Below are 12,527 nucleotides of genomic sequence, written 5' to 3'. Positions count from 1 at the left end.
TTTGGCGCCATGAATTTAGAGCACCTTAATGCGCTTAAAAAGCTACTTTCCTCTTCAAAGAAAATAGCGATTATTCCTCACAAAAATCCTGACGGTGATGCTATCGGCTCAACGTTGGCTCTTTGGCACTATCTTATAAATTGCGGACATACTGCAAGTATAGTTTCTCCTAATGATTATCCGAAATTTTTAAAGTGGATGCCAGGAGCAGACAAAATATTAAATTTCGAAAAGGAAAACATGCAAGCAAAGTCATGCATTCAAAATGCAGATATTGTTTTTACGTTAGATTTTAATCATTTGGGGCGTGTAGGCCACATGAGCGAAACATTAGAATCTTCGAGTGCTACCTTTGTAATGGTCGATCATCATCAAGAGCCATCTGATTATGCGAAAATTATGTATTCAGATGTAAGTATGAGTTCAACCTGTGAAATGGTCTATGTTTTAATTAAAAAATTAGGTGATGAGAATAGTATAACCTCTGAAATGGCCAACTGTATTTATACAGGAATCATGACAGACACAGGTTCTTTCAAATTTGCTGCTACTACAAGTAATACGCATAGAGTTATTGCCGACCTTATGGATAAAGGCGCAAAAGGCACCGAAATTCATCACCGAATTTACGACACCAATTCACCTAGTAGATTACATCTTTTAGGCTGTGCTTTAAAAAACATGGTCATTCTACAAGAGTACCAAACTGCATATATAACACTTAGCCAAGAAGAACTGGATAAGTATAATTACCAAAAAGGAGATACCGAAGGCTTTGTTAACTACGGGTTAACTTTAGACGGTATTCGTTTTGCTGTAATATTCATTGAAAATAAAGAAGAGGGTATTTTTAAAATATCATTTAGATCAGTGGGTGATTTTTCAGTAAATGACTTCGCAAGGAAACACTTTCATGGCGGCGGCCATACCAATGCGGCTGGTGGAAAAAGTGATTATTCGATAGAAGAAACCATTACATACTTTACTTCATTATTACCATTATATAAGAATCAATTACAATCATGAGATTAGTTTCATTATTATTTCTTTTTATAATTTTTAGTAGCTGCGATGGTCCAGAACCTAGAAAACCAGTTCAGAAAAAAAGTGGCAGTTTTTTCAAAGAATCTATTGAAAGAAGTCGAAAATTATTGGAAGCAGAAGAGAGTAAAATTCAAGATATCATAAAACTCGATTCCTTAAAACACTATGCGCATAGTGCTTCAGGATCATGGTACCATTATTTAAATGTCAACGAAGAAAGTGATTACACTCCACAAACAGATGATTTAGTGGTTTTCAACTACGATATTTTAACCTTGGATAATGATACCATATACTCAAAAGAAGATATTGGTATTGTCACCTACAAGGTTAATAAACAGGAACTTTTTCTAGGACTTCGTGATGCCGTTAAAATGCTCAAAGTAAATGAACGGGCTACTTTTTTGTTTCCTTCTTCATTAGCATTTGGGTATCATGGTGATGAGAACAAAATTGGTAGCAACATTCCTTTAAAATCAACAATTACTATTTTACAAATTGAAAAACAACAAGATAATACAGTAAATTAAAATGACTATTATGATTAAAAAAATGTACTTGCTTGCAGTTATCGGTTTAATTATGACCAGCTGTAAAACAAGCAAAAGAGCTGACTTAGGTGATGGTATTTTTGCCGATATAAAAACTTCTAAAGGTGATATTATCGTTCGCTTAGAGCAAGATAAAACCCCTATTACTGTTGCTAACTTCATATCGCTTGCAGAGGGCACAAATACTTTTGTAAGTGAAGAATATAAAGGTAAAAAGTACTATGACGGACTAATATTTCATAGGGTCATGAAAGATTTCATGATACAAGGTGGTGATCCATTAGGTCAAGGGACTGGAAATCCAGGGTATAAATTTATGGATGAGTTCAATGACTCTTTAGTTCATGATAAGAAAGGTATTCTATCAATGGCTAATTCAGGACCTACTACAAACGGTAGTCAATTTTTTATCACTCACAATGCTACACCTTGGCTAAATAATAAACATACGGTTTTCGGTGAAGTTGTAGAAGGTATGGATGTTGTTGATTCTATAGCGAATGTAGCCGTCGGTGCTGGCAACAAACCCGTAGAGCCAGTTACCATGAATACTGTAGAAATCATACGTAATGGTAAAGAGGCTCGTAAATTTAATGCCATTAAAATTATGACAGAATACTTTGATGGTGAAGAAGATAGGATAGCTGCAATAGAAAAAGAAAAGGCGGAAAAAATAGAAGCTATTAAAAGAGTTAAGGAAGAGTTTGTAACAGAAATAGAAGCTGAAAAAGCAAAAGCTACCGCATTACCTTCAGGACTTAAAATACTAACTTTAAAAAACGGAGATGGCGAAAAGCCTAAAGTTGGACAAAAAGTTAACGTTATGTACGCTGGTTATTTAATGGACGGTACTTTGTTCGATAGTAATTACGAAGAAGTTGCCCGTAAGTACGGTACTTTCGATTGGAACAGAGAACAAGGAGGTGGTTATATGCCAGTACCTATGGACTATTCCCCTGAATCTAGACTGATTGCAGGATTTAGAGAAGGTTTATTAACAATGAAAATCGGTGATAAAGTCCGTATATTTATTCCGTCACATTTAGGTTATGGCGCACAAGGTGGTGGTCCAATACCTGCTGATGCGGACTTAGTATTTGATTTGGAGATTACAGGTATAGCAAATTAAAAGTACTACATACTAAAAAACCCGTTAGTTTACACCAACGGGTTTTTTTATGCTTTTATTTAATTTGTATTCTTTAAAATTTCTAAAAGTAACTTCCAAAATTTCTGAACAGAAGAGATACTTACACGCTCATCGGGTGAGTGAGCTCCTAAAATTGTAGGACCAAAGCTTACCATATCAATTTCTGGATAATTCTGTCCTAATATTCCACATTCCAATCCAGCATGACAAGCAATTACCTTTGGTTGTTCTTTAAATAATTCTATATAGGAATTCTTGACAATAGAAAGTATTTTTGAATTCGGATTTGGGTTCCAACCAGGGTATGCGCCACTATATTCCACATCGAAGCCTCCTAATTCGAAAACAGAACGTAAAGAATTTGCTAAGTCCAGTTTTGCAGAATCAACTGAAGACCGTGTTAGACAAGCAATAGTAATTTTACCATCTTTAACCAAAATTCTTGCGATATTATTTGATGTTTCAACCAAATCGTCGATAGAAGCACTCATGGCATATACCCCATTTTGAGCGGCATAAACAGCTTTTACGAACTTGCCTTGAGCACCTAATCCCATGACTTCTGTGGCTGGCTTAATTTCTTCTAAGTTGATTGTGAGATTTGGCTCATGTACTTTTAATTCTGCTTTAATAGCATCAACTAACGTATTAAATTTTATCATGACCTCAGCAACATGCTTTCTACCTACATTCAATCGACAAATGCTTTCTCTAGGTATGGCATTTCGTAAACTTCCACCTTCTAAAGAACTAATTCGCATATTATAATCAAGACCCAAATAAAGTAAGCGGTTCATGATTTTATTTGCGTTACCAAGTCCTTTATGAATATCCATTCCACTATGTCCGCCCTTCAATCCTTGAATAGTAATTTCAAGTCCTGTATCACCATGTGTACCTGGCTTTTTATTATATGATCTAGTTGCAGTAACATCAATACCACCCGCACAACCTATATCAATTTCATCATCTTCTTCTGTATCAAGATTTAAAAGCATCTCCCCTTTTAAAACCCCTCCTTCTAAACCAAAGGCACCTGTCATACCTGTTTCTTCATCAATAGTAAACAATGCCTCAAGAGCAGGGTGAGAAATTGAATCACTCTCAAGCAGCGCCATTATTGCAGCTACCCCCATACCGTTGTCAGCACCTAAAGTGGTTCCCTTAGCCCTTACCCAATCACCATCAATGAACATGTCTATCCCTTGTGTATCGAAATCAAATTTGGTATTTGCATTTTTTTGATGAACCATATCTAAATGGCTTTGAAGCGTTATCATTTTTCTACCCTCCATTCCTGAAGTTGCAGGCTTTCTAATAATAACATTACCTATGCCATCAGAAAAAGTTTCCAAGCCAAGTTCCTTACCGAAACCTACCATAAAAGCGATTACTCGTTCCTCTTTTCTAGAAGGTCTAGGTACTGCATTTAGTTTTGAAAAATTATTCCAAACAGATTTAGGTTCTAACTGATCAATATTCATAGCTTATTTTCATAGTTAACGAGAACAAAAATACTTATAGAAAAAGGATTTCGCTATTTTTGAGACAATGAAGATATCATTTAAAAATGCCGTAGCACTTTCATTGATTCCCCAAATCATAATCGTTAAATGGCTCGCCAACTACTCAGAATTCGTTGAGAATTATTACAGCACAGGTTTTTACCCAGTTATCTCGAGACTATTTAGAATATTGTTTGGTTGGATTCCTTTTTCTGTTGGAGACCTCATCTATTTCGCGCTAATAATACTAGCAATTGCATATCTATATCGAAATAGAAAATCTATCTGGAAAAACAAGTTGACTTTTGTTCGCAATGTGTTAATGATACTTTCTGTCGCATACTTCACTTTTCATTTTATGTGGGGAATGAACTATTATAGAGAGCCATTAGCCGATAAGTTAGCATTAACAGAAACTAAGGACTACAACGAACTGTTAAATTTTACTCAGCAGTTAATTCGAAAAACCAACGAAGCGCAATTAAACATTACTAATGATTCTAGTTTGGCCGTTAATATACCATACAGTCATGAGCAAATTTTTGACAAGACGATTATTGGGTATGATGAACTTAAAACCATACATCCATTTTTAACATATACTACCCCAAGTGTGAAAACTTCTTTATTTAGTAAGGGACTAACCTATATGGGTTACGCTGGCTATCTGAATCCTTTCACAAATGAAGCCCAAGTAAACGGTCTACTTCCAAATTTTAGATTTCCTGTGGTAGTTGGTCATGAAATTGGTCATCAATTGGGCTATTCCGCAGAGAACGAAACTAATTTTATAGGCTATTTGGTTACGGCTAAAAATAATGATATCTATTTCCAATATGCAGCCTATGCATATGCATTAGGATATTGCTTAAGTGATATTAGAAGCGCAGATAAAGAAGAATTCAACAGTTTACTATCAACTTTAAATCCTGGTGTAAAGAACAACTTTCAGGAAATAGCCGATTTTTGGAATTTTTACAAAAATCCGATGGAACCCGTTTTTAAGTCAATATTCAATTCTTTCCTAAAAGCCAATAATCAAACTGAAGGCATTAGAAGTTATAATGCTGTAGTTTCTCTTTTAGTAGCCTACCACAAAGAACATCCACTATAATTGTTTTTATACATTCCGCAATCAAATTATAGAATGCCAGTCTTTCATATAATATTTTAAGATTAAAATACATATTACGAATTAAGTCTTTTACAACTGTTAAACAAAAGTGAAATAGACGGTGCATACTGGTAAATACAAGTATTTTTAAGGCACTAATTCAAACCAAACATAATGAAAAAACTAATTTTTGCGCTATGCCTTCTTTGGTGTAGTACTATTTTAACTGCTCAAGAATATTTTCCCGAAAATGCAGGGGTAAAAGTCAACAACAATAACTACACGGCTTTTACCAACGCCAAAATTTATGTTACTCCAACACAAATAATTGAAAAAGGAACATTACTAATTCAACATGGTAAAATTGTAAGTGCATCTAGTACAGTCAGCATACCAAAAAACTCAATAATTATTGACCTAAAAGGAAAGTCAATTTATCCCTCTTTTATCGATGTCTATTCAAAATTTGGAGTTGAACAACCTAAAAAGAAACCAGGTAGTGGGCGATCTGCAGAATACGCTCCTTCTAGAGATGGCTATTATTGGAACGATCACATTATGCCAGAGAATAAAGCCATTGCCCAATTTAAATATGATGATAAGGAGGCCAAAGTTTTACGTGAAGCTGGTTTTGGTGTCGTAAATTCTCATATTCAAGATGGTATTGCGAGAGGAACTGGAGTCTTAATTGCTTTAAATGGTGAAGGTACAGACGCTAACCGTATTCTAGATGATAAGTCTGCACAGTACTTTTCTTTAGACAAAAGTATTGCTAAAGGTCAATCATATCCTAGCTCATTAATGGGCGCCTTAGCATTGCTAAGACAAATGTATAGCGATGCCGATTGGTATTCAAAAGGCAATTCAACAACCACTGACCTTTCGTTAGAAGCATTGAATGCCAATAAAAATTTAGTACAAATTTTTGAAGCGAAAGACAAAGGAAATGATTTACGTGCCGATAAAATTGGAGATGCTAATGGAATTCAATATACCATTTTAGGTGGTGGTAATGAGTTTGAAAGAATCGAAGAGATTAAAGCAACTAATGCGAAATTTATAATTCCAATTAATTTCCCTGATGCCTATGACATTTCTAACCCATATGCAGTTGGTTATGTTTCATTGCAGGATATGCGGTTTTGGAATCAAGCACCTACCAACCCAAAAGTATTGGCAGACAACGGCATACAGTTTTCTCTAACTACTTATGATTTAAAATCTCCTTCAAATTTCAAGGAAAAATTAATGAAAGCCATTGAATACGGGCTACCAAAAACTAAGGCCTTAGAAGCATTAACTACTGTACCGGCTCAAATTTTAGGAAAATCAAATCAAATTGGTTCCTTAAAAACTGGTGCTTACGCGAACTTCTTAATAACTTCAGGTGATATATTTGACAGTTCAACAACCTTATTCGAAAACTGGGTACAAGGTTCAAAAAGTGTCATCAATTCTATAGATACAAAAGATATCCGAGGAGATTACAACTTAAACGTACAAGGCAAAATGTACGCTATGTCAATAATGGGTGAAGTTTCAAAACCTTCAATAGAGGTAAAACAAGATACCATGAAACTTACTTCTAAAATAGCATATGACAACAATTGGTTGACTATGTCATTTGCTACAGATAAAGGTGAGCATACGTATAGAATGACTGGAGCCACAACAGAAGGCTCTGATAATCTTTCTGGTCTGTTAGTTCTTCCAAACGGAACAGAAACTAAATTCACAGCTACTAAATCTAAAGCTTTTGAAGAAAAAGAGGGTAAAGATGACAAAGCTAAGGATGCACCTAAAGTAATGCCTGTAATGTACCCGAATGTTGGGTATGGTTTTGCTTCAAAACCAAAATCAGAAACCGTTTTATTTAAAAATGCTACGGTATGGACAAGCGAAGAAGCCGGTATTCTAAAAAATACTGATGTACTCATCAAAAATGGAAAAATAGCTAAGATAGGTACCAACTTAAGCGCAGGAGGTGCTAAAGTGGTAGATGCTACAGGTAAGCATTTAACTGCTGGTATTATTGATGAGCACAGCCATATAGCTGCATTAGCAGTAAACGAATCAGGTCATAATAGCACTGCCGAAGTAAAAATGGAAGATGTCGTTGACCCTGAACATATGGGTATATATCATTCCCTTGCCGGGGGCGTAACATCCCTTCAATTATTACATGGCTCCGCTAACCCAATAGGTGGTAGATCAGCAATTTTAAAATTAAAATGGGGCGAAGAGGCCGATGGTTTGATCTATGACAATTCGCCTAAGTTTATCAAATTTGCTTTAGGTGAAAATGTAAAGCAAAGTAATTGGGGTAGTTTCTCTCGTTTTCCACAAACACGAATGGGTGTAGAGCAACTTTACATGAACTATTTTCAAAGAGCTAAGGAATATGACACCAAAAAGAAAAATGGAGAGCCGTATCGTTATGATGAGGAAATGGAAGTTTTAGCTGAAATACTAAATGGCGAACGTTTTATTTCATGTCACTCTTATGTTCAGAGCGAAATAAATATGATGATGAAGGTTGCAGAACATTTCGGTTTTAGAATAAACACCTTTACTCATATTCTTGAAGGTTATAAGGTTGCCGATAAAATGGCAGAACATGGTGCAGGTGCCGGTACATTTAGTGATTGGTGGGCGTATAAATATGAAGTAAATGATGCTATACCATACAACGCTGCTATAATGCAAAAACAAGGTGTTGTTACTGCTATTAATAGCGATGATCGAGAAATGATAAGAAGGTTAAATCAAGAAGCTGCAAAAACTATAAAGTATGGCGGCATGACCGAATTGGAAGCGTGGAAAATGGTTACCATTAACCCTGCTAAACTTTTACACTTAGACGATCGCGTAGGTAGCATAAAAGAAGGAAAGGATGCAGATGTAGTTTTATGGTCTGGTAGTCCATTATCAGTTTATTCTAAAGCAGAAAGAACAATGATAGAAGGAACTACGTATTTCGATTTAGAAACGGATAAGCAAAACCGTGAAAAGATTAAAAAAGAGCGAAATGAGTTGGTTACTATGATGCTTAAAGAAAAAAGCGGTGGTAAAAAAACGCAAGGCCCTAAGCAAAGTGTTAAAAGAGATTTCACTTGTGAAAGTCTTTAAATTTATCAACTTATGCGAAGTATCACAAAATTTAAAACTACAAAAATGAAAAAATATATAACCTTATTAATAGCCTGTGGTTTGGTCTTACAAACCATGGCACAACAAACACCGGCTCCAAAACAAACAGAAGCTATCACCATTGAAGGTGCAACAGCTCATTTGGGTAATGGAGAAGTAATTGAAAGTTCCTTAATCATGTTCGAAGATGGTAAACTAACTTTTGTTGGAGATTCTAAAATGAAAATCGCCCGCAAAGGAAAGGTAATCGATGCTACTGGAAAGCATGTATATCCCGGGTTTATAGCTCCAGCAAAAACTTTGGGCCTAATTGAAATTGATGCGGTAAGAGCAACTAAAGATGAAGATGAACTTGGTGACTTTATTCCGCATGTAAGAAGTTTAATCGCCTACAATGCAGAGTCAAAAGTTGTTGAAAGCATGCGTCCTAATGGGGTTTTAATTGCACAGATAGCGCCTACAGGTGGTAGAATTTCTGGTACCTCATCGATAGTACAATTTGATGCATGGAACTGGGAAGACGCAGCTATAAAAGTAGACGATGGTGTGCATTTAAATTGGCCGAATACATTTAGACAAGGTCGTTGGTGGGCTGGTGAAGAAAGAGGATACCAACCAAATAAGGACTACGGCGAACAAACACAAGCTGTAGTTACTTTTTTCAAAAATGCAGCTGCGTATGGCAAATCTACTTCTAAAGAGGTGAATCCTGCTTTTGCAGCAATGAAAGGTATTTTTGATGGTAGTCAGAAGCTATACGTGCACGCCGACGGTGAAAAGGAAATCATTGATGCCATTAATACATTAAAAGCCAACGGCACCAAAGAGATTGTTCTTATAGGAGGATATCACGCATATAAAATTCCAGAATTTTTAAAGAGTAATAACATTCCGGTTTTAGTTCAGTACACACACAATTTACCTGTTTATGATGATGATGACTATGACTTACCTTATAAGCTTCCTAAATTATTGGTAGATGCAGGGTTAATGGTAGCCATTCAAAATAGTGATGCCGAAAATTTTCAGACTAGAAACTTACCTTTCTATGCTGGACAAGTTGTGCAACAGGGCTTAGATAAAGAAGTAGCTGTACAGCTTTTAACTGGTAATACAGCTAAAATATTAGGAATCGATGACCTATATGGAACTTTAGAGAACGGTAAAAGCGCAACACTGTTTATATCTGAAGGCGATGCCTTAGATATGGCAGGTAATCAGCTAACACATGCTTTTATAGATGGTAGATCAGTTTCACTAGAAACACACCAAACCGAACTATGGAAACGTTATTTGGGTAAATACGAAGGAGAATAAAAAAGTAGCAGGAAGAATAAAATAAAACTGTAAATTTAAGCTGATACCCATTAGCTTTAAAATCACAGTTTTAATACAACTCTGAATATAAACACTAAGAGGGTATTTAAAAAGTCCAATCAATTCGAATAGTCAAAAGATTCAATTGATCAATTTATGGACTTTTTACATACCCTTTTTTTAGAACCATCAAACTCATATTCATATGAAAAACATTTTTATTCTTTTTGTCCTGGCCATAACCTTTTCCTGTAAAGAATCACAAACAACCAAATCAGATAAATTGGTGCTAGATGGGCTTCAAGAACCTGTTGAGATGGTTAGGGATGAATGGGGCATTAACCACATCTATGCAAAAAATCAACATGATCTTTTTTATGCCCAAGGCTATGCCGCTGCGGCAGACCGCCTTTTTCAATTCGAAATTTGGCGAAGACAAGCTACAGGTACAGTTTCTGAAATATTAGGAGAACGTGAACTGAAAAGAGATATCGGTACACGTCTCTTCAAATTTAGAGGTGATATGAAGACCGAAATGAATCATTACCATGAAGATGGGGTTGAAATTATAACCGCCTACACTGATGGGGTAAATGCATACATAGAAAACATTTTAAAAACACCAGAACTATTACCTATTGAATTTCAAATTTTAGATATTAAACCCCAGAAATGGACACCAGAAGTTGTTATTTCTAGACATCAGGGGCTTTTAGGAAATATAGGCGAAGAACTTCAGATAGGTCGTACCGTCGCAAAGTTGGGTGCCATTAAAACTAAAGAACTGTTTTGGTTACACCCAAAAGAACCGAATATAGAAATTGATCCAGTTATCAATACAAATTTATTAAGTAATGACATCCTAGAACTTTATAATGCCTATCGTAAAACCGTTAAGTTTAAAAAAGAAGACATTATTCCATCATTTCGAAATACGAGTGAAGAGAAAGCGATAATGTCCCTTATAAGCGTTAAATCTGATTCCTTAGGTATTGGAAGTAATAATTGGGTGGTTGATGGTTCACAAATGGAGGATGGTCATACGTACATGGCAAATGATCCACATAGAACCATTGCAATTCCATCATTACGATATATGACTCACTTAGTTGCTCCTGGCTGGAATGTTATAGGAGGTGGAGAACCTGAAATTCCCGGTATTTCTATAGGGCATAATGAATATGGTGCTTGGGGCCTAACGGTATTTGAAACTGATGGGGAAGATTTATATGTGTATGAATTAAATCCTGAGAATCAAAATCAATATAAGTATAAGGACCAATGGGTAGACATGAAACATATTTCAGAAACTATAAATATTAAAGGTCAAAAAGATAGTATAGTAGATTTAGCCTATACCCTTCATGGCCCTGTAACGTTTAAGGACAAAGAAAATAATGTTGCTTATGCCGTACGCTGTGCTTGGCTCGAGCCTGGTGGATCTCCTTATTTAGCATCGCTAAGAATGAACCAAGCTAAAAATTGGGAAGAATTTAGAGAAGCGTGTAATTATAGTCATATACCAGGGGAGAATATGATTTGGGCGGATAAAGAAGGAACAATAGGATGGCAAGCTGTAGGCATTGCTCCTATTCGTAGAAATTTTAGTGGTCTTGTTCCAGTACCTGGGGATGGACGTTATGAATGGGATGGTTATTTACCAATTATAGAAAAACCCCACAGTGTAAATCCTGAAGAAGGCTTTTTGGCCACCGCCAACCAAAACGTAACGCCAAATGATTATACCCATTGGGATGCTATAGGATATTCCTGGGCCGATCCTTATCGTGGTGATCGCATAAAGGAAGTGCTGGAATCAGGTAACAAAATGACAATGAATGATATGAAGGCTCTTCAAACGGATTATCTTTCTATTCCTGCTCGTGAATTAGTACCCTTATTAGAGCCAATTAGTTTTAATGATAAGGTTTTGGAAGCGAAGGATAAACTGAAGCAATGGAATTATAAATTGGAGGCTAATTCTATATCTGCAGCAATTTATGTTGCATGGGAAGAGCAAATAATGCAGAAATCCTATGACATGTTTGTCCCCAAAGCTGGCAAAGGCATTGTTCCTGATTTACAGTTGAAGCGAGTATTAGATTGGCTCATTACACCAGACAACAAATTCGGAACAAACCCAATAGTTGGCAGAAATAAATTTTTAGGTGAAGCTTTCAAAGCTGCCGTGACCAATTTAGAAACCAAATTGGGATCAGACATAAACCATTGGCAATATGGTCAAGTGAACAACAAACATACCTATATGGAGCATGCTTTAAGTAGTGTTGTAAATGAGACAACCAAAAACAATTTAGATTTAGGCCCATTACCGAGGGGAGGGAACGGCCAAACCGTAGGTTCAACAGGCGGAAATTCAAGACAAAGCAGCGGTGCCTCATTTAGAGTAATAATCAATACTGGTGATTGGGATGCATCGCTAGCCACCAATGGCCCTGGGCAATCTGGAAATCCAGACAGTCCATTCTATAGCAATCTATTTGAACCTTGGGCAAATGACCAATATTTCCCATTATACTACTCTAAATCTAAAATTGATTCTGTAGCGGTACGTACCCAGATTTTAAATCCTATAGAGAAATAATAACTACAATAGCATTGGTCAAAAAAAACGTATTCCCACTATATAAGCAATGAATCATTACTTACTAAGTGGGAATAGCTATGTTTAAGAA

General features: G+C 35.9%; 8 protein-coding genes. 7 read left to right on the top strand and 1 reads right to left on the bottom strand.

The window, feature by feature from the left end; genetic code table 11:
• The first annotated feature begins 9 nt into the window (after positions 1–9).
• Genes BMY56_RS17060 through BMY56_RS17050 form a run of 3 tightly spaced genes read left to right on the top strand, consistent with a single transcriptional unit; the run spans position 10 to position 2,724 of the window.
• Complete coding sequence (locus BMY56_RS17060) at positions 10–1,026, top strand: DHH family phosphoesterase (protein WP_091627073.1); 1,017 nt, start codon at positions 10–12, stop codon at positions 1,024–1,026.
• A complete protein-coding gene (gene gldI / locus BMY56_RS17055; RefSeq protein ID WP_091627071.1) occupies positions 1,023–1,574 on the top strand; it encodes a gliding motility-associated peptidyl-prolyl isomerase GldI in 552 nt (183 codons plus the stop codon). The genes BMY56_RS17060 and gldI overlap by 4 nt, the downstream gene beginning before the upstream one ends.
• A gap of 13 nt (positions 1,575–1,587) precedes the next feature.
• The gene (locus tag BMY56_RS17050) at positions 1,588–2,724 is read left to right on the top strand and encodes a peptidylprolyl isomerase (RefSeq protein WP_394332508.1); all 1,137 of its coding nucleotides are present in this window, start codon (positions 1,588–1,590) and stop codon (positions 2,722–2,724) included.
• A 59-nt stretch (positions 2,725–2,783) separates the two neighbouring features.
• Here the strand turns inward: BMY56_RS17050 and BMY56_RS17045 are convergent, their stop codons facing one another.
• The gene (locus BMY56_RS17045) at positions 2,784–4,229 is read right to left on the bottom strand and encodes an aminoacyl-histidine dipeptidase (protein WP_091627069.1); all 1,446 of its coding nucleotides are present in this window, start codon (positions 4,227–4,229) and stop codon (positions 2,784–2,786) included.
• Between the two features lie 67 nt (positions 4,230–4,296).
• Here BMY56_RS17045 and BMY56_RS17040 point away from each other — a divergent pair, with 67 nt between their 5' ends.
• The 4 genes from BMY56_RS17040 (at position 4,297) to BMY56_RS17025 (ending at position 12,436) form a co-directional block, all read left to right on the top strand.
• Positions 4,297–5,364, top strand: coding sequence for a DUF3810 domain-containing protein (locus BMY56_RS17040; protein ID WP_091627066.1), 1,068 nt, complete (start codon positions 4,297–4,299; stop codon positions 5,362–5,364).
• A gap of 174 nt (positions 5,365–5,538) precedes the next feature.
• Positions 5,539–8,493, top strand: coding sequence for an amidohydrolase family protein (locus BMY56_RS17035; RefSeq protein ID WP_091627064.1), 2,955 nt, complete (start codon positions 5,539–5,541; stop codon positions 8,491–8,493).
• Positions 8,494–8,538: 45 nt separating this feature from the next.
• The gene (locus tag BMY56_RS17030; protein ID WP_091627149.1) at positions 8,539–9,831 is read left to right on the top strand and encodes an amidohydrolase family protein; all 1,293 of its coding nucleotides are present in this window, start codon (positions 8,539–8,541) and stop codon (positions 9,829–9,831) included.
• Between the two features lie 205 nt (positions 9,832–10,036).
• Positions 10,037–12,436 (top strand): penicillin acylase family protein, encoded by a 2,400-nt coding sequence (locus BMY56_RS17025; RefSeq protein ID WP_091627061.1) that lies wholly within the window; start codon positions 10,037–10,039, stop codon positions 12,434–12,436.
• Positions 12,437–12,527 lie beyond the last annotated feature (91 nt).

Origin of the sequence: Maribacter orientalis (assembly GCF_900109345.1) — a bacterium.
GTDB classification, from domain to species: domain Bacteria; phylum Bacteroidota; class Bacteroidia; order Flavobacteriales; family Flavobacteriaceae; genus Maribacter; species Maribacter orientalis.
This window is presented reverse-complemented; position numbering and strand designations above follow the sequence as displayed.

Excerpts from the sequence above, each read along its gene's own strand:
- BMY56_RS17035 (WP_091627064.1), top strand. The coding sequence starts at position 5,539 with ATGAAAAAACTAATTTTTGCGCTATGCCTTCTTTGGTGTAGTACTATT.
- BMY56_RS17060 (WP_091627073.1), top strand. The coding sequence starts at position 10 with ATGAATTTAGAGCACCTTAATGCGCTTAAAAAGCTACTTTCCTCTTCA.
- BMY56_RS17025 (WP_091627061.1), top strand. The coding sequence starts at position 10,037 with ATGAAAAACATTTTTATTCTTTTTGTCCTGGCCATAACCTTTTCCTGT.
- gldI (WP_091627071.1), top strand. The coding sequence starts at position 1,023 with ATGAGATTAGTTTCATTATTATTTCTTTTTATAATTTTTAGTAGCTGC.
- BMY56_RS17045 (WP_091627069.1), bottom strand. The coding sequence starts at position 4,229 with ATGAATATTGATCAGTTAGAACCTAAATCTGTTTGGAATAATTTTTCA.
- BMY56_RS17040 (WP_091627066.1), top strand. The coding sequence starts at position 4,297 with ATGAAGATATCATTTAAAAATGCCGTAGCACTTTCATTGATTCCCCAA.
- BMY56_RS17030 (WP_091627149.1), top strand. The coding sequence starts at position 8,539 with ATGAAAAAATATATAACCTTATTAATAGCCTGTGGTTTGGTCTTACAA.